Source organism: Halalkalibacter urbisdiaboli (genome assembly GCF_002156385.1).
Classification (GTDB): Bacteria; Bacillota; Bacilli; order Bacillales; family Bacillaceae_D; genus Halalkalibacter_A; species Halalkalibacter_A urbisdiaboli.
The window spans coordinates 107,794-124,770 of record NZ_MVJM01000004.1 but is presented as its reverse complement, the minus strand read 5'-3'; the positions used below and the strand labels follow the sequence as shown (position 1 = coordinate 124,770).

16 protein-coding genes, 10 tRNA genes and 1 rRNA gene are annotated in these 16,977 nt (G+C 38.1%); 21 read left to right on the top strand and 6 right to left on the bottom strand.

All coding sequences use genetic code 11. The features are described 5' to 3' along the window. The 3 genes from rrf to B1R93_RS20535 form a co-directional block, all read left to right on the top strand. Nucleotides 1-103, top strand: a 5S ribosomal RNA gene (gene rrf / locus B1R93_RS20545); the annotation flags it as partial. Between the two features lie 6 nt (nt 104-109). Next, nucleotides 110-184, top strand: a tRNA-Asn gene (locus tag B1R93_RS20540). 7 nt (nt 185-191) lie between these two features. Beyond that, nucleotides 192-267, top strand: a tRNA-Thr gene (locus B1R93_RS20535). A gap of 155 nt (nt 268-422) precedes the next feature. On the opposite strand, the gene B1R93_RS20530 is transcribed toward B1R93_RS20535, so the two are convergent. Further along, nucleotides 423-857, bottom strand: a complete 435-nt coding sequence (locus B1R93_RS20530; protein WP_088105811.1) for an Rrf2 family transcriptional regulator — start codon at nt 855-857, stop codon at nt 423-425. Between the two features lie 186 nt (nt 858-1,043). Here B1R93_RS20530 and hmpA point away from each other — a divergent pair, with 186 nt between their 5' ends. Beyond that, nucleotides 1,044-2,264, top strand: coding sequence for an NO-inducible flavohemoprotein (gene hmpA, locus B1R93_RS20525; RefSeq protein WP_088105810.1), 1,221 nt, complete (start codon nt 1,044-1,046; stop codon nt 2,262-2,264). Between the two features lie 25 nt (nt 2,265-2,289). Here the strand turns inward: hmpA and B1R93_RS20520 are convergent, their stop codons facing one another. Continuing rightward, nucleotides 2,290-2,496 (bottom strand): hypothetical protein, encoded by a 207-nt coding sequence (locus B1R93_RS20520; protein WP_088105809.1) that lies wholly within the window; start codon nt 2,494-2,496, stop codon nt 2,290-2,292. A gap of 152 nt (nt 2,497-2,648) precedes the next feature. On the opposite strand from B1R93_RS20520, the gene B1R93_RS20515 reads away from it, so the two are divergent. From B1R93_RS20515 to B1R93_RS20480, 8 genes are all read left to right on the top strand, one after another. Further along, a tRNA-Glu gene (locus B1R93_RS20515) sits at nt 2,649-2,723 on the top strand. A 7-nt stretch (nt 2,724-2,730) separates the two neighbouring features. After that, nucleotides 2,731-2,806 (top strand) — tRNA-Val (locus B1R93_RS20510). Between the two features lie 145 nt (nt 2,807-2,951). After that, nucleotides 2,952-3,027: transfer RNA gene (locus B1R93_RS20505), tRNA-Thr, on the top strand. Between the two features lie 16 nt (nt 3,028-3,043). Further along, a tRNA-Tyr gene (locus tag B1R93_RS20500) sits at nt 3,044-3,128 on the top strand. Nucleotides 3,129-3,132: 4 nt separating this feature from the next. Further along, nucleotides 3,133-3,207, top strand: a tRNA-Gln gene (locus B1R93_RS20495). 94 nt (nt 3,208-3,301) lie between these two features. Next, nucleotides 3,302-3,374 (top strand) — tRNA-Lys (locus tag B1R93_RS20490). A gap of 27 nt (nt 3,375-3,401) precedes the next feature. Next, nucleotides 3,402-3,476: transfer RNA gene (locus B1R93_RS20485), tRNA-Gly, on the top strand. 7 nt (nt 3,477-3,483) lie between these two features. Then, a tRNA-Ala gene (locus B1R93_RS20480) sits at nt 3,484-3,559 on the top strand. A 52-nt stretch (nt 3,560-3,611) separates the two neighbouring features. Here B1R93_RS20480 and B1R93_RS20475 read toward each other — a convergent pair. Then, the gene (locus B1R93_RS20475) at nt 3,612-3,782 is read right to left on the bottom strand and encodes an aspartyl-phosphate phosphatase Spo0E family protein (RefSeq protein WP_165763902.1); all 171 of its coding nucleotides are present in this window, start codon (nt 3,780-3,782) and stop codon (nt 3,612-3,614) included. A 196-nt stretch (nt 3,783-3,978) separates the two neighbouring features. On the opposite strand from B1R93_RS20475, the gene sigW reads away from it, so the two are divergent. From sigW to glmS, 6 genes are all read left to right on the top strand, one after another. Then, the gene (sigW, locus tag B1R93_RS20470) at nt 3,979-4,542 is read left to right on the top strand and encodes an RNA polymerase sigma factor SigW (RefSeq protein WP_088105807.1); all 564 of its coding nucleotides are present in this window, start codon (nt 3,979-3,981) and stop codon (nt 4,540-4,542) included. 16 nt (nt 4,543-4,558) lie between these two features. Continuing rightward, nucleotides 4,559-5,185, top strand: coding sequence for an anti-sigma factor family protein (locus B1R93_RS20465; RefSeq protein WP_088105806.1), 627 nt, complete (start codon nt 4,559-4,561; stop codon nt 5,183-5,185). A gap of 440 nt (nt 5,186-5,625) precedes the next feature. Beyond that, the gene (gene cdaA / locus B1R93_RS20455) at nt 5,626-6,450 is read left to right on the top strand and encodes a diadenylate cyclase CdaA (protein WP_088105804.1); all 825 of its coding nucleotides are present in this window, start codon (nt 5,626-5,628) and stop codon (nt 6,448-6,450) included. Beyond that, nucleotides 6,443-7,681, top strand: coding sequence for a CdaR family protein (locus B1R93_RS20450; RefSeq protein WP_088105803.1), 1,239 nt, complete (start codon nt 6,443-6,445; stop codon nt 7,679-7,681). The genes cdaA and B1R93_RS20450 overlap by 8 nt, the downstream gene beginning before the upstream one ends. A 23-nt stretch (nt 7,682-7,704) precedes the next feature. Continuing rightward, a complete protein-coding gene (glmM, locus tag B1R93_RS20445; RefSeq protein WP_088105802.1) occupies nt 7,705-9,054 on the top strand; it encodes a phosphoglucosamine mutase in 1,350 nt (449 codons plus the stop codon). A 426-nt stretch (nt 9,055-9,480) separates the two neighbouring features. After that, nucleotides 9,481-11,283: a glutamine--fructose-6-phosphate transaminase (isomerizing) gene (gene glmS / locus B1R93_RS20440; protein ID WP_088105801.1), complete on the top strand. Its 1,803-nt coding sequence runs from the start codon at nt 9,481-9,483 to the stop codon at nt 11,281-11,283. A gap of 71 nt (nt 11,284-11,354) precedes the next feature. Here glmS and B1R93_RS22800 read toward each other — a convergent pair whose 3' ends face one another. Beyond that, nucleotides 11,355-11,552 carry a hypothetical protein gene (locus tag B1R93_RS22800; RefSeq protein WP_207634187.1) on the bottom strand — a complete coding sequence of 66 codons (198 nt, stop codon included), beginning with the start codon at nt 11,550-11,552 and terminating at the stop codon, nt 11,355-11,357. 74 nt (nt 11,553-11,626) lie between these two features. Continuing rightward, nucleotides 11,627-12,049 (bottom strand): VOC family protein, encoded by a 423-nt coding sequence (locus tag B1R93_RS20430; RefSeq protein ID WP_088105799.1) that lies wholly within the window; start codon nt 12,047-12,049, stop codon nt 11,627-11,629. 451 nt (nt 12,050-12,500) lie between these two features. Between B1R93_RS20430 and B1R93_RS20425 the strand changes: the two genes are divergently transcribed. The 3 genes from B1R93_RS20425 (at nt 12,501) to B1R93_RS20410 (ending at nt 16,311) form a co-directional block, all read left to right on the top strand. Then, entirely contained in the window at nt 12,501-13,295 is a 795-nt protein-coding gene (locus B1R93_RS20425) for a helix-turn-helix transcriptional regulator (protein WP_088105798.1), read from the top strand. Between the two features lie 1,152 nt (nt 13,296-14,447). After that, nucleotides 14,448-15,362 carry a phosphotransferase gene (locus B1R93_RS20415; protein WP_088105796.1) on the top strand — a complete coding sequence of 305 codons (915 nt, stop codon included), beginning with the start codon at nt 14,448-14,450 and terminating at the stop codon, nt 15,360-15,362. Nucleotides 15,363-15,771: 409 nt separating this feature from the next. Then, nucleotides 15,772-16,311, top strand: coding sequence for an NAD(P)H-dependent oxidoreductase (locus tag B1R93_RS20410; RefSeq protein ID WP_088105795.1), 540 nt, complete (start codon nt 15,772-15,774; stop codon nt 16,309-16,311). Nucleotides 16,312-16,332: 21 nt separating this feature from the next. Here the strand turns inward: B1R93_RS20410 and B1R93_RS20405 are convergent, their stop codons facing one another. After that, complete coding sequence (locus B1R93_RS20405) at nt 16,333-16,803, bottom strand: hypothetical protein (RefSeq protein ID WP_088105818.1); 471 nt, start codon at nt 16,801-16,803, stop codon at nt 16,333-16,335. Between the last annotated feature and the right edge of the window lie 174 nt (nt 16,804-16,977).

The following is a 16,977-nucleotide window of genomic DNA, read 5'->3' as shown; positions in this document are numbered from 1 at the left end:
GCGAAGAGGTCACACCCGTTCCCATGCCGAACACGGTCGTTAAGCTCTTCAGCGCCGATGGTAGTTGGGGGATTCCCCCTGCGAGAGTAGGACGTTGCCAGGCATTCGTTCCACAGTAGCTCAGTGGTAGAGCAATCGGCTGTTAACCGATCGGTCGTAGGTTCGAGTCCTACCTGTGGAGCCATTTTTATGCTTCCATAGCTCAGTAGGTAGAGCACTACCATGGTAAGGTAGGGGTCAGCGGTTCGAATCCGCTTGGAAGCTCCAGCCGACGGTTATTATTAGTATAAACTTAAAATACAAAACACTTTTTAGATAAACCTAAAAGGTGTTTTTTTATTTACCACTTCACTACATTACCGCGCTAATTTCCCGGAAAATGTTTATAAAAAAAAGATGTGTAGACCATACACATCCATAAATTAATTATTTTGAAGCAAAAATTGTAAATGCTCTTTATTTTTTAACATGTCTTCTAACGTATATTCATCGAGCACCGAGAGGAACGCTTCAGTTGCATCATATAAAACATGCTTTAAAAAGCAGCTTGGGCTTACAACACACTGATTTAATTCTCTATCAAAGCACTCTACTAATGTTAGGTCCTCTGTTTGTCTAACAACAGCACCAACATTGATATCACTCGGTTTTAAAGCTAATTCAATTCCACCGTTGCGCCCTCTTACAGTATGAATTAGCCCTTTTTTGCCAAGGTCATGGACAATTTTACTTAAATGATTAGTAGATAACTGATAAGCTTCCGCGATTTCTTTAATACTAGATCTTTTACCTGAATCCTGACTGCCTAAGTACAAAAGTAAACGCAATGAATAATCTGTATATGCTGTTAATTGCATGTCCATTTCCCCTCCGTCTCTTCCGCAAAACCTTATTCAATCTTAACATAAAATAGGTCAAAAAGATAAAATGACGAATTCATGAAAACATTGAGTATCTATTGTTTTAACCGGGCACTCCCTGTATTATTAAAGATGTATTTTAAATATATCTTTAATAATACAACTGCAAGGGGAGATGTAATAATGACTACTTTATTAACAGAGAAAACAGTCAAGGTCGTTAAATCAACAGTTCCGGTTTTAGCTATTCATGGAGAGGCAATAACAAAACGTTTTTATCAAATGTTATTTGAAGCGCATCCAGAATTACTTAACATGTTTAATCAAACTCATCAAAAAGAGGGGAAGCAGCCACAAGCTTTAGCAAATTCTATATACGCAGCAGCTCAACATATCGATCAACTTGAAGCGATCTTACCTGTAGTTAAAAAGATTGCTCATAAGCATCGAAGCTTAAACGTCTTTCCTGAGCATTATCCTATTGTTGGTAATTATTTATTATTAGCAATAAAAGAAGTATTAGGGGATGCTGCAACAAACGAAATATTAGATGCGTGGGGAGAGGCGTACCAGGTCATTGCTGATGTGTTTATCGGAGTAGAAAAAGAAATGTATCAAGAAGCTGAGAATAAGCACGGGGGATGGGCAGGCTTCCGGTCTTTCGTTGTAACTAAAAAGGTTGTGGAAAGTGACGTCATCACTTCTTTCTACTTAGAGCCTGCAGATCAAGGTGAGTTACCTGATTTTCATGCTGGTCAATATGTAAGTGTAAAATGTAAGAGACATGGGGATCCATTTGTTCATTTAAGACAATATAGTTTATCCGCATTACCTAATCAAAAAGAATTTCGTATAAGCGTCAAACGCGAGGATGCTAAGCAAGATAAGCCAGAAGGTGTTGTCTCGTCTTTCTTACATCATTCTGTTAAGGAAGGCGATATATTAGAGCTTACTTCGCCTGCTGGTAATTTTACGTTAGAGGCTTCTTCAAATAAGTCAATTGTTCTTCTTAGTGGCGGTGTAGGACAAACACCTTTTATTGGAATGCTTCATCAACTAGCTTCTGAAGAGTCGATAAACGATATAACATACATCCATGCCGCTATTAATGGGAAACATCATGCATTTAAAGAAGAGGTTGCTGAATTAACGCAGCGAAATGAACACATAAAAGCCTACTATTGTTACGAACAACCGAATGAAGGGGATGCTGGTCTATATCAGTTTAAAGGTCTCTTAAACCAATCAATACTTAAAGAGATCATTCAAAATCCAATAAATAAAGATTATTATTTATGTGGACCGGTTCCTTTTATGAAGGCAGTAAAAAAAGCATTAGTGGATATGAACGTAGCTGATGAAAACATTCATGTGGAATTTTTTGGTCCGACAATGAGTGTATAATAATACTGGGCTACCCAAAAGAGCGCTATTCTTTTTGGGCAGCCTTTTTTTTAGCTAAGGAGCTCGGCAAGATTTTATTTATTTTTAAGCCAGTAATAGCACCAACTAATTTGATATCAATGCCATAGTCTAACATACATTCAGCGACTTCAAGTCGTATTTCTTCTTTAGCTTGGTAACGAACTTGTTCAAGAAGAGGAAGAAGTTGGTGAGAAAAATCCTGGTGTTTCAAAAGAACCCCCCCCTATTTTTTCTTTCATTATAGCGAATGTATGTTCTGTATTTCAAGGGTAAAAAACAGTGAAAAAAAAAGAAAAAAAAGAGGCTTGCCTTATCGGTTTAAATTCGTTATAATATTTTTTGTCAGTCAAAATAATATGTATTGGCCCGTTGGTCAAGCGGTTAAGACACCGCCCTTTCACGGCGGTAACACGGGTTCGAATCCCGTACGGGTCACCAATTAAATGGAGGATTAGCTCAGCTGGGAGAGCACCTGCCTTACAAGCAGGGGGTCGGCGGTTCGATCCCGTCATCCTCCACCATTATGCCATTCTAGCTCAATTGGTAGAGACGAGCGTTTACCTCGTCGAGTAAGCAACGAGTTGTATCGACACAGCCAACTACGGTGATTAGCTAGGAGAGGAAGAGACATAACTAAGCATAAGGTTTGAATCTTATATATATTATGCCGGTCTAGCTCAATTGGTAGAGCAACTGACTTGTAATCAGTAGGTTGGGGGTTCAAGTCCTCTGGCCGGCACCATTTCTATTATATAAGTGGAGGGGTAGCGAAGTGGCTAAACGCGGCGGACTGTAAATCCGCTCCCTAAGGGTTCGGCGGTTCGAATCCGTCCCCCTCCACCATTATTGGGCTATAGCCAAGCGGTAAGGCAACGGACTTTGACTCCGTCATGCGTTGGTTCGAATCCAGCTAGCCCAGCCATTTTTTATTTATTAGCATATTCAATAGTAGGTCTTTTATTATCCAACTGTGATACAAAGCTTAAGTAGAAGCGATGTATTTTAACAGATGTTGAGAGCCATTAGCTCAGTTGGTAGAGCATCTGACTTTTAATCAGAGGGTCGAAGGTTCGAGTCCTTCATGGCTCATACTTAGTAGTGAACAAATTATTGTAAGCGGAAGTAGTTCAGTGGTAGAACACCACCTTGCCAAGGTGGGGGTCGCGGGTTCGAATCCCGTCTTCCACTCCAATTAAAAGGGGCCTTAGCTCAGCTGGGAGAGCGCCTGCCTTGCACGCAGGAGGTCAGCGGTTCGATCCCGCTAGGCTCCACCAATATTAAATGACCAAGTCTTGGATTTGAAATCTAAGGCTTTTTTTGAGATTACTAGAGCTTTTTAGTGATATATTGATATTCATTTATGAGCTCGTCCAGCTTTTGACTTTGGATAAGCAATGTTTGAGATTGTAACTTTTCTGTCATGGCTAATTCATTTAAGGTTTGACGATTCGTTTCAATGTCATGAAGTAATTTAGTAACTGATTTCGTTTTTTCCACTATTCGCCACGTCCCTTCATTGTAGTACAGACCTATTAAAAATGAATTCTTGATTAAACTATACCCAAATAAGGCTACACAAAACATATTTTCTCCGTTTTTACTGTAAATTCATGTTAAAATAGATCAAAGAAGTGAAACGGATATCAGCTCGTATCCGTATACTAATATGGGAATAAAAATCAGGGGTATAGTCATGGAGAAATTTGTGAAGCGTATCATCCAAAATGTAAAAAGAGGAGACGAGGAGGCATTTGGCGAACTCGTTGAACTGTATAAAGATAAGGTGTATCAAGTTGCTTATCGTATGGTTGGGAATGTGCAAGAGGCACAGGATGTTGCTCAGGAAGCCTTTCTCCGTGCATATACAAATATTGAGCGATTTGATGAACAACGTAAATTTTCCACCTGGTTGTTCCGAATTACGACCAATGTAGCAATTGATCGATTAAGAAAAAAAAAGCCTGATTTTTCATTACAAGATGAGATAAGTGGTGCAGATGGGCTTACGTATGAAACTCAGATTGCTGCTGATCAGGAGCTTCCTGAAGAACAGGTTGTGACATTAGAGATGCAAGCATGGATTCAACATGAGATCAACCAACTACCGTTAAAATATCGAACGGCGATTATATTAAAATATATTGAGGATCTTTCATTGAAAGAAATAAGTGAGGTTCTTGATATGCCAGTTTCAACTGTTAAAACTAGAATTCATCGTGGGCGTGAAGCGCTAAGGAAAAGAATGCGTCATGTGTAGAAAGGAGGCGGCATCTATGAACTGTGAACATCGCTATTCTGATTTAATTCATAAATATCTAGATGGTGATGCATCGGGGGAAGAAAAGCGAGAGCTAGAGATGCATTTAGCCACCTGTTCTTCCTGTAAACAACATGTACAAGAATTAAAAAAAGCAATTGCGTTTATCCAAAGCTCTTCTCATATTGAGGCCCCGGAAAATTTTACAAATAGCGTAATGAGCAAGTTGCCAAAGAAAAAGGCAACCTCAAAAGGGAAGAAGTGGTTAAAAAAACATCCAATTGCCGTTGCCGCAGCTATTTTCATCATGCTTATGTCTGCTAGTGTTTCATCATTATGGATGGGGCATGACGAACAGGTAACAGTGACTGGTTCAGGAAATGTACAAATTGACCGAGAGAGCGGACGGGTTGTGGTTCCAAAAGGTGAAGTGATTGAAGGAGATCTTATCGTAAGAAACGGTGAACTACTTGTTGAAGGTGAGGTCCGCGGGAATGTACTACTCGTTAACAGTGAGCCATACTATGCATCTGCGGGTCATGTATCTGGCGAAGTTGCTGAGGTGAACCAAGCCCTAGAATGGATATGGTATCATATCAAGCATTTCTTTACCAAAGCAGTCCCTTTTTTTGATAAAGAATAAATAGCTAACCTCGCTTGGCCCAAAGAAGTCTACTCTTCTTTTTGGTAAGAGAGGTTTTTTACTAGACCATTTTATTGAAGATTAACAAAGAAGGCCTCAAGCTGAAGCCACTGAAAAACTACTTCTTGTAACTCAAAGAAGTAGTAATGGCTCCACATGTTGCGCGCCTTGCTATGAGAAAACCATTCATAGCAGGGCTTTCAAAACCAGGAAACGGCTCCGCACATTACTTAAAGGGCATTGAAAAAGGGAAACCCACCCTTTTTCAGTGCCCTTCTCAAGCTGCTTTTCTTATTATTTGTGATATAATGAAAAAGGTAAAGAATACAACAAGTTAATGTTTGTATTTAAAAGCTTCTGTGAAAACTAGAGAATAAGGTGATAGTTGCTCTCAAAAAAAGAGCGATGTTTTTTGATGCCAAGGATTTGGAGGAAAGGGCATGTTTCCAATTGAGGACTTTGGTTTGCTAAATTATTTTGGGCAAATTGTAGATATATTGCTCGTAACGTATGTTGTTTATAAAGGGATAATGCTTATAAGAGGTACGAGAGCTGTTCAGTTAGTCAAAGGGATAACCGTGATATTAAGCGTCTGGTTATTAAGCAGCTTTTTTGGCTTGAGAACATTAGAATTTATGATGTCTCAAACTGTTACATATGGTTTATTAGCTATTATTATTATTTTTCAACCGGAACTCAGGCGAGCTCTTGAACAACTAGGGAGAGGTCGTTTCTTCTCAAGTCGTACTGCACCTGAGGATGATATTGTTCAAAAATCGATTGATGCGATCGTTAAAGCATCAACATACATGGGTAAACGACGAATTGGTGCGCTCATGTCCATGGAGCGCGAAACAGGTATGAGTGACTATGTTGAAACAGGGATTCAAATGAATGCCAATCTAACATCTGAACTATTAATTAACACATTTATACCGAATACACCATTACATGATGGTGCTGTAATTTTAAAAGGAAATACAATATTGGCCGCTGCTTGTTACTTACCATTATCAGAAAATCCTTTTATCTCAAAGGAGCTCGGAACACGGCATCGAGCAGCTCTAGGGGTCAGTGAGGTTACAGATTGTGTCACAATTATTGTTTCGGAGGAGACCGGACATATATCGTTAACGAAAAATGGCGAGCTTCACCGGGATTTAGACGAGGAGCAATTAAGAACATTACTTGAGAAAGAGCTACTCACAGAGACGAAACAAACCTCGACTTCTCGTTGGCAATGGGGAGGTAAGCGAAATGGATAAATTGTTTAATAGCCATTGGTTTGTGAAAATTATTTCATTTTTTATTGCGCTTATGCTCTTCACAATGGTAAATTTGGATAATATTAGTAGTCAACCTGGGGTGTTACCGTCACTAAGTGAAGGCTCTTACACATTAGAGGAAGTCGAGTTAACGGTTCTCTATGATGAAGAGAACTATTCTGTTACGGATAAAACGGAGCATGTGCAAGTTAATTTAAGAGGTCCGCAAAGTGTTTTAACGTATTTTCAGCTCATTCGGCCAACCTATGAAATTTTCGTAGACGTGACAGAGCGTGAGGCAGGCGTCCATACATTAAGTGTGCAGCACCGTGGTTTTCCGAGTGAATTAACGGTTTCAGTTGTTCCTCAATTTGTTAGGGTCGAACTTCAGGAAAAGCAGACCATCTCTTTACCTGTACATGTCGATTTAATTAATTCAAACGAAATAGAAGAAGGCTATACAGTTGGAACACCCATTGTTACACCAATGAATGTAGAGGTGACGGCTGCAAGAGAAGTTATCGCTTCTGTAGCTAGTGCTAAGGCATATGTTGATGTTTCAGGAGCAGACAAAATGATGGAGGAAGCTGTTCCTGTCAAATTGTTTGATGAGGCTGGAAATGAGCTTCACCTAAATGTGAATCCTTCGATAGTCGATGTGAAAATTCCAATTACAAGTCCAAACAAGCGAGTTCCAGTTAAAGTACCCAGGGATGGAACGTTACCAACCGGACTAAGTATTGAATCCTTTGAGATTAATCCGACGGAAGTAACAATATACGGTCCAAGTGAAGTAATCGATAAGATTAATGTGATTGAAGGTACAACAATTAACTTAAATGAAATCACAGAAAGCCAAACAATCGATGTCCATCTTCCAGTACCAAAGGGTGTTGAACGTATAGATCCCGAAAAAGTTCAAGTGACAATAGAGGTAGCAGAAGAAGAATCAATTGAGTGGACCGACGTTCCAATTGAGATTATCGGGGCGAATCAAAATGTAAATGTAAATTTTGCTGAAGATCAAGCTCCTATGACGGGTGTGACGATTTATGGCTCTCAAACGTTACTCGACAAATTAACACTTAATGATATTCAAGCATTTATTGATGTAAGTGATAAATCAATAGGCGACCATGAGTTGCCAGTACAATTTAATGGTCCACCAAATTTACGCTTTGTTTCAGAAAAAGAAAAGGCAAAAGTTTCAGTAACATCACGTTCTGAGTAAGGATATTGAAGGAGAGATTATTCATGGGTAAATATTTTGGTACGGACGGTGTAAGAGGAGTAGCAAATACAGAGCTTACACCTGAGCTGGCTTTTAAATTAGGAAGGATGGGCGGTTATGTCCTTACGAAACAAACCGATAAGCCAAGAATCGTCATTGGACGTGACACACGTATTTCGGGTGAAATGCTTGAAAGTGCATTAGTTGCTGGCCTGTTATCAATCGGTGCTGAAGTTATGCGTTTAGGAATTATTTCAACACCAGGTGTAGCGTTTTTAACGAAAGCGCTAAGTGCAGATGCAGGGGTTATGATTTCAGCTTCTCATAATCCAGTACCTGATAATGGAATTAAATTTTTCGGTCCAGATGGATTTAAACTACTAGATGAACAAGAAAAAGAAATTGAGGAGTTACTCGACAACGAAGACCAACTTCCACGTCCAACAGGAGGCGCCCTTGGGCAAGTGAATGATTATTTTGAAGGCGGTCAAAAGTACCTTCAATTCTTAAAACAAACAGTCCAAGAAGATTTCTCAGGTATTCATGTTGTATTAGACTGCGCTCACGGTGCAGCTTCATCTCTAGCTCCACATTTGTTTGCTGATTTAGAAGCTGACATTTCGACGATGGGAACGTCTCCGAACGGGTTAAATATAAATGAGGGCTGTGGTTCGACGCACCCAGAGGAATTAGCTAAGCTCGTTCTTGATAAAGGGGCCGATGTCGGTCTTGCTTTTGATGGTGATGCTGACCGTTTAATTGCAGTGGATGAAAAAGGTCAAATTGTCGATGGTGACCACATCATGTTCATCTGTGCTAAATATATGAAAGAACAAGGGTGGCTTAAACACGGTACGGTCGTCTCCACGGTCATGAGTAATTTAGGCTTTTATAAAGCCTTAGAGGAACATCAGATTGATACGAAACAAACAGCAGTTGGTGACCGTTATGTCATGGAAGAAATGCGCAAAGGCGGTTTTAACCTTGGCGGCGAACAATCTGGTCATATTATTTTCCTCGACCATATTACAACTGGAGACGGAATGCTCTCTGCATTGCAGCTTGTAAACATTATGAAAGCGACAAATATGCCATTATCTGAACTCGCTGCACAAATGGAAACTTTCCCGCAAAAGCTAGTAAATATTCGAGTGACCGATAAGTACGCAGTTGAACAAAATGCTGTAGTACGCCAGTCAATTGAAAAAGTTGAAGCTGAAATGAATGGGGAAGGTCGTGTATTAGTAAGACCTTCTGGCACAGAGCCACTTGTACGTGTGATGGTTGAAGCGAAAACAGTGGATTTATGTGAAAAATATGTGAACGATATCGCAGAGGTAGTTAAAACTGAGATGGGCTTATCAGAAGTATAAAAAAAAATAGATGCATAAGTAGCACATTTGGTGTTACTTATGCATATTTTTTATTATACTCTGTTTGGCAGAGGTGAAAGGTTGTTAGTTTTTACCGGTAATTGACGTTTATTTAACAATCTAGTATGATTGATCTGATTTGTAATGAGAGGAGGATAGGAGACAAAATCATAAAGCGCCAGGACTACGCCTTTGCGATAAGGGTAGTTGACGAGGAGAGGGTTTATCGAGATTTCGGCGGATGCCCTCCGGTTGGAGCATGACAGCCGTTAAACTTCTGTAAAAAACAAAGAGGTGACTCTTTGCACAAAATCAGAAGTCTACATGCAAACGAAAAGTAAATAATAGAGTAAATTAAAACTAGAGAGTGGGGGCAAGAAAGCCCTCGACGGTGACTTGCCTCCATTATGGGAGGTAACAAATTATATGTGTGGAATTGTTGGCTATATTGGAGCAGAAGATGCGAAAGAAGTATTATTGCGTGGGCTAGAAAAGCTTGAATACCGTGGTTATGATTCGGCGGGAATTGCCCTAGTGAATAACGAAGGGGTGCACGTATTCAAGGAAAAAGGAAGAATTGCAGCTTTACGCGACGTCGTTGATTCAAGTGTGAGTGGAACGGTTGGAATTGGGCACACACGTTGGGCAACGCACGGACCACCAAGCCGCCTAAACGCGCATCCTCATCAAAGTGAAACAGCACGCTTTACGCTTGTTCATAACGGTGTAATTGAAAACTATGAGCAATTAAATCGAGAATATTTAGCTGATATGACAATGAAAAGTGATACAGATACAGAAATCATTGTTCAGCTTATTGACCGTTTTGTTTCTGAGGGGAGCGAAGTAGAAGCAGCTATTACTAAAACATTGTCTCTTTTAAAAGGATCGTATGCAACAGCGATTATTGATAAGCAAGACCCAGATACGGTTTATGTCGGGAAAAACAAAAGCCCGTTATTAATCGGGGTCGGCGAAGAGGCAAATGTGATCGCATCTGATGCAATGGCCATGTTACAAGTGACGAATCAATTCCTAGAAATCATGGACGAAGAGCTAGTCATTGTGACTCGTGATAATGTAACGATCAAGACACTTGAGGGCAAAGTGATTTCCCGTAAACCTTATACGGCAGAGCTTGATTCGAGCGATATTGAAAAGGGAACATACCCTCATTTTATGTTAAAAGAAATTGATGAACAGCCGTTTGTCATTCGAAACATTATTCAAAAATATCAAAATGAAGATGGTTCTGTACGTTTAGAGGATAATATTCGTACGGCTGTTACGTCTTCAGATCGCATTTACATTATTGCTGCAGGAACTAGCTACCATGCAGGACTTGTTGGGAAGCAATTAATAGAACGACTTACTAAATGCCCGGTTGAGGTGCATATTGCTAGTGAGTTCTTGTATAACATGCCAGTATTATCAGAAAACCCACTCTTTATCTTTATCTCTCAAAGTGGAGAAACGGCGGATCTTCGTGGTGTACTAGTAGAAGTTAAGAAGTTAGGCTATCAATCACTAACGGTGACAAATGTGCCAGGTTCGACACTTTCACGTGAAGCAGATTTCACACTACACACGTATGCCGGTCCAGAGATTGCGGTTGCTTCAACAAAGGCATATACAGCCCAAATGGCTGTTTTAACATTGCTTGCGGTTGATACAGCAAAAGCAAAAGGAATCGAACTCGACTTTGATCCACTTCAAGAGCTAGGTATCGTTGCGACTGTTATGGAGACACTTTGTGACCAGAAGGAGCGCTTTGAACAAATTGCGAGTGAATTCCTATCTGAAACACGCAACTGCTTTTTCATCGGTCGTGCAACAGATTACTTTGTTTGTTTAGAAGGCTCATTGAAGCTTAAGGAAATTTCTTATATTCAAGCAGAAGGCTTTGCCGGCGGAGAACTAAAGCACGGAACGATTGCCTTGATTGAAGAAGGCACACCTGTTATCGCTCTTGCAACACAAGAACATGTAAACCTAAGCATTCGTGGGAATGTAAAAGAAGTGGCAGCTCGTGGCGCAGCACCTTGCATCATTTCGATGAAGGGCATGGAAGAAGACGATGACTCATTCGTAATTCCGACTGTTCATAAGCTATTAACACCACTTGCTTCTGTTATCCCACTACAATTGATTGCATATTACGCAGCACTACACCGCGGATGTGACGTGGATAAACCTCGTAACTTAGCAAAGAGTGTAACAGTTGAATAGATAAGAGCATGATTTCTTAATTTATGTTATTTGACAAAAATGTTCTGTCTTTAATAAAAAAGATGTATCCTTCACAAAAAAGTTCTATCCTGTAATACCCAATCCAATATATATTGGATTGGGTATTTTTTACTTATTTCAACTTCAGCCCCTTCTATTATTTTCATTTCCTGTGGCCTTACTACAGATACTTCATTTGATTGCTTTACTGGAAAACCGAATTCCCATTTTTCGGGAATAAGACCTACAGCATCAATTCTCATTTTCATGTCGAATTTCTCCGGAAGTTCCTCAACAGTAAAAATGGAGTGCAGGCTTAAAGGCAAGCACTCCATTTTATATTTTAGTTTTGACTTTCAGTAAAAATTTGAAAGGTCACGCTGAATTTATCCGTTACATCACCAAAAGCTGGGCTAAAAGGGGTTTCTCCAAACGGCATATTGATTTGACCGTCTTGCTGCAAGGCTTCAAAAATTTGTTTTGATTTTTCGACGTCGTTCGTTGAAATGCAAATTGTCACCTGTTTACCCTTTTCAATAGTCGAACCACCTGGAGCATCGGAAAACATGAGCTCCGTTTCACCCACTCGTAACTTTGCGTGTGCCACAAGATTCTTCAGATCATCGGTGAAAGTATTAGGCATTTCCGGCATATCTCCGTAAGTAATAATTGTGAGGACGTCAGCGCCGATTGCTTGTTCATAAAACTTAATAGCTTCCCTTGCGTTCCCTTCCATATTTAAATAAGGGGTAATTCTTACTGTCATCATCGGTCAACTCCTTAATTTATTCTTCTTATCAATTGTAGCAAATGAATAATTCTTTGATTTCTTTTCGATTGCTATCTTGAACAACCAACAGCAAACGATACTTTTTTTATGATCTTAAATTATACCTTAAACGGAGCACTTCAGTTGAGTAACAAATCAAACTGATTATCCTTGTAAAACACGACAAATTTAAAAAGTCGATTCACGCTAGTGGAACAGCTTTTTTCGGTTAAAAAACTGAGTAGCGTACAAAATTCCGAAATGTAGTAGGTACCAAAAGAAGTTCGGATGTTCTGATTCTGAGGTTGTCTTTCTTCATTATCAACCTATGAGTATTTGCTTAGCCTAATAAAAGGGCAAAGGAGGAGGTATCAGATTGATAAAAGAAGAATTAATTATAAGAAGAAGTCAATGAAAATAAAATGTTTGGAGGAAGGGGAAAGGAATAATGACTGACAGTTATCCAGAAATAGATGAAGTGATTGGATATATTCATCAGCATATATACGAACCGTTATCACTTTCCGAGTTGGCTCGTTATGCTGCCTATAGCCCGTACCATTTCACTCGCATTTTTAAAGAGAAAATGGGTATCTCTCCGATATATTATATTTCGGCTTTACGTCTTCAAATGGCAAAGGATTTGTTACTGCACACGAATTTGAGAGTACGGGATATTGGACTGGAAATCGGTCAAAAAAGTTTAGGAACATTTACGACCCGATTTACTGAACGGGTAGGCATGACACCTTCCGATTTTCGGGACTCAGTACAGAGATCGGAGAATCATTTTCGTTCTTTACAAAAGCTTAACGACTGGTCTGATTCTCATATTTCCACAGATCAACAAGCGACCATAAAAGGAACCGTTAAAGCGACTGTTCCTTTTGAGGGATTGGTTCTAATAGGTTTATTTGCTAAACCAATACCTGAAGGGCTCCCGATCCATGGAACACTCGTTTCTTCGTTAGGAGACTTTCACATAATAGATGTCAAACCAGGTGTTTATTACTTAATGGCTACCTCTGTCTCTTGGGAAATGCAGACCATGGACTTTCTGCTTCCTCAAAAAACCTTACGGACGCGATCGAAAAAGCCAATCATCGTAGAATCGGGTTCCTCCGTCCCACATCAAGATGTAATTCTCTATCCTCCACGACTAGACGATCCACCAATCCTTATCTCCTTGCCATTGTTAATGAATAATTTTCTTCAAAAAATTCAAAAACATAGCAATCGATAAGAAATCTAGAAGGATAGGTGTACAATATGCTCTTTTTCTGTTAGTAAACTTTGTCCAGCAAATCGCTTTCCTTCATCGTCTCCCAGTGCAAATTTCAGTAATATTGACATGTCTGCATCTTTTCTATTTTTGTTTATATAATCACTTGTTTGAATTATTATTTTTACTTCACTTACACCGTTTTCATATGCGAAAAGAGAGTATAGCTCTCTTCCAATAGTACGACCTGTACCATTTAAAGCTGCATATTTTATATTTGCATTAATTAACTTAGAAAGTTCATCGCCATATGGATGGAATATGTATCTAATATTCTTCTACTGTTATCAACACCAAAAAAATTCGTCTCAGTTAAAATATCTGAAAAAAAGGGGAGGAATTTGTGGTGCACCCCAAAAATTGGAGTAAGAATTTAACTTTTTGGGGTCACATCAATTCAAATTCCTTCCCTTTTATATCTAAAAATCCGTGTTTTTATTTATTATATTGTTGTAGAATAATTTTAAAATATCAGCTTGATATTTTCTAAATCCATCTAGTTTATCTTCTAAATTTGTATACATACTTTCGGATTTAATTATCGCTGAATGGATTCTAATTTCCTGTCTCAATTCTGTTTCTTAAAGAGATCCTTACAGCGAAAGCATCATCTTCTCTTGTGTGTGAACCCCCCTCCTACTCGATTTCTATGGACTACTGAGAGGACGTTAGAAGAAACTTTGAATCGCAGCCAACGAACACAACGCATTTTGCAAAGAAAGTGAAGGAAGCATTAGTAAAAACTTGACGAACCAGTACAAGGAATGGAGTGAATGACAATAAAAGTAAGAGGTGCATCAGCGCTTAAGAGTGAATTAAGGAGACAGTATGAATATTGGGAAACATTTACTAATAGCATTATCAATTTATGTAGTATCGGCAGTAATAATAGAGGGGGTACTTTGGTATTTTAATTCTTCTCTAAATGAATTTGTGAGGCTTGCAATAATTGCTTCTCCAGTTCTTATTTCCTTTGTCCTTACACGAATAATCGTTGGTAGAAATAGAGCCAAAAGGGATGATTAGCATCGGGTCCATCGGGTACGTAAAATTCTGTTGACTGAAGTTTTACTGAGAAAGTTGAGTTAATAATGTTTAGAAAGGTGTAGAAGAATGGGCAAAATACCTGAATCGTTTGTTGAATACACAGACTTACTTCCGAGTTTGAAAGAGGCAACTTCTTGGGAACTTCTGCGGCAATGGTCACTTTCCGAAGTGTGGAGAGTAGGTAAGCTGGATGGAGGTTCCCTCATTGTCAAAAAGGGAATAGGAGAAAACTCTCGTGAAGTTTCAGTTTATAAAAATTTATTGATTCCACTTGAATTGGGTATACCAACAATTTATAAAGCTTATGAGGATAAGGATATTGGCTTATTAATCATGAAAGATCTAAAGGGAAAGACATTAGAACATGACCCTCAGCATAAAGATTTTGTTGAAGCTGCGAAAACCTTAGCAAAAACTCGCAACAAGGCCAGGTTAGGAATTATAGAGGGGAAACTTACTAATGAATCGTATTTAGCGAACTATATTTCAAAAGAAAATATAATAGACGATTTAATGTATATAAGCCAACAAAGTGAATATATAGAAACTGATCAAAGTGTGTTTTTAAAGAAAGCTCTAAACGTATTGCCGTATCATGTCGGTCAGTTATATAAAAACTTTCCAATAACACTTACACATAATGATTACCATTCCAAAAATATAATAAAAAACAATGAGGGAATAGCTATTATTGATTGGGCATCAGCATATCTTAGTCCCCATCTCGGAGATTTATACTGCTTGATTAGTTCCGCAAAAGACAATAATATAGCACCAACCGATTTGATTTATGCGTATCGTGAGGAAATTGCTGATAATTTGTCATGTGATATTGAATGGCAAATAAACATAGGTGGTATCTGTTGGACAATTCATGTACTTCGTCAGCTTTTAGATTATGGGGTTAAAGCTATCCCGGTTGCACGTGAGTGGATTCCTGAAATGATTTCTGATATTCGGATGTTATTGGACGATTTATAGGTTTTATAAGTTTGATTGTTTTAGACCTTCTGCGATAGGATAGCTATTGTTTAATATCAAAGGTAGAAAATGATCAAACTTTTTTATAAAATCGAAACTTAAATATGCTAGAGAAGAATCCATTTTGATCAAACTTTTTTTCAAAATGGATTCTTCTTATTTACCGTAAAATAAGGGTTTGTAAGGTGTTTTTAATCAAACTTTATTTCATTTATAAATGCTCTTGTCATAAATTAAAAATAATTATGTCACAGATTATAATTTAAAAATGATTTTTTAATTCATATAGTAGGAAGTAAAAGGCGGTCAATTAGTGACCGTCTTTTTCGTTTCTGTAGTGTTTAAAAAGGAATATGGTTAAATTAATGTGGAACACTAAAAGTTAAATAATAAGAGGGAGGAATTCTTTGTGAAGATATTAGTGATTCTGGCACACCCATCCATTGAACAATCTAAGTTAAACGCACATTTAAAGAGTGCAATATTAAAACAGCCTGATATCACAATTAATGAATTATATAAGGAATATCCTGATGAAAATATAGATGTAAAAAGAGAACAACGTCTTCTGGAGGAACATGAACGAATCATTTTCCAATTTCCTAACTATTGGTATAGCTATCCATCTCTTCTGAAAAAATGGTTTGATGATGTGCTAGAACGTGGCTGGGCATTTAAAGGGCGGCATGCACTTAATGGGAAGGAGTTTGGAGTAGCAATAAGTTCGGCTTTTACGCCAGAAGATTATCGTTATGATGGTCTAAATAGGCATACCATTGAACAAATTATGGCTCCTTTTTATGCAACATGTAATTTCATTAGAGCCAAATCATTACCCATATTTAAAACGTTTGCGGATTTAATGGAAACAGAAGATGATCTTGATCAGCAATCCCAAAAATACTTAGAATATTTGAGGAAATCATATCGGTTTCATTACAAATCCTAAATAATAGACCTAAAGACCAAATTATTTATCTGAAGACGAAGCTGATTGGCTAAAATAGTTTTCATATAAAATCTGAGATCCATATAATATGAATGTCTTAATTAAAAATACGAATGATAATTGAAATTTAGTTAGTCTAACTAAAGAGGCATATCCTATTTTCTTGAACCAATTAATTCCAATGTAGGTGAAAAGGGAGTCAACGATAATATTTATTAAAAGATATAAATTAAATTTACCGTAGAAGTATTTTAGTATCCAAAGCGAACCAACTAAAAATGGGCCTATTATTAAGGGCATTTCTCCTAATACATTCGGTTTTATATTAAATGGGAACCACCACCATTTTTTCTTTTCAGCAAATCTTCCTTCAGCAATAAGATATAAACTCATAAATAAGGATGCGGGTAGAAATCTTCTTAGTGTATTTACACCTAAAAAAGGAACAGTGAGCCAAGGTGAAATTGTCATTAAGATAATAATTGCCTTCATTTTTTTCAAATTAAACACCCTTTGCTTTATCTTGATAAATTTATCTTCTGTATTTTTTGTATTTTTATGTATTACTTTTTTCTTACACAATATAGAAAAAAGCTGTCATTATGATTAATCCACCATAACAAATAAACATCCCAGCTCTATTTGTTATGGTGAGGGTTGGTAAAA

Coding starts and splice junctions, on each gene's coding strand:
- B1R93_RS20530 (WP_088105811.1), bottom strand. CDS start 857: ATGCAATTAACAGCATATACAGATTATTCATTGCGTTTACTTTTGTAC.
- hmpA (WP_088105810.1), top strand. CDS start 1,044: ATGACTACTTTATTAACAGAGAAAACAGTCAAGGTCGTTAAATCAACA.
- sigW (WP_088105807.1), top strand. CDS start 3,979: ATGGAGAAATTTGTGAAGCGTATCATCCAAAATGTAAAAAGAGGAGAC.
- B1R93_RS20465 (WP_088105806.1), top strand. CDS start 4,559: ATGAACTGTGAACATCGCTATTCTGATTTAATTCATAAATATCTAGAT.
- cdaA (WP_088105804.1), top strand. CDS start 5,626: ATGTTTCCAATTGAGGACTTTGGTTTGCTAAATTATTTTGGGCAAATT.
- B1R93_RS20450 (WP_088105803.1), top strand. CDS start 6,443: ATGGATAAATTGTTTAATAGCCATTGGTTTGTGAAAATTATTTCATTT.
- glmM (WP_088105802.1), top strand. CDS start 7,705: ATGGGTAAATATTTTGGTACGGACGGTGTAAGAGGAGTAGCAAATACA.
- glmS (WP_088105801.1), top strand. CDS start 9,481: ATGTGTGGAATTGTTGGCTATATTGGAGCAGAAGATGCGAAAGAAGTA.
- B1R93_RS22800 (WP_207634187.1), bottom strand. CDS start 11,552: ATGAAAATGAGAATTGATGCTGTAGGTCTTATTCCCGAAAAATGGGAA.
- B1R93_RS20430 (WP_088105799.1), bottom strand. CDS start 12,049: ATGACAGTAAGAATTACCCCTTATTTAAATATGGAAGGGAACGCAAGG.
- B1R93_RS20425 (WP_088105798.1), top strand. CDS start 12,501: ATGACTGACAGTTATCCAGAAATAGATGAAGTGATTGGATATATTCAT.
- B1R93_RS20415 (WP_088105796.1), top strand. CDS start 14,448: ATGGGCAAAATACCTGAATCGTTTGTTGAATACACAGACTTACTTCCG.
- B1R93_RS20405 (WP_088105818.1), bottom strand. CDS start 16,803: ATGAAGGCAATTATTATCTTAATGACAATTTCACCTTGGCTCACTGTT.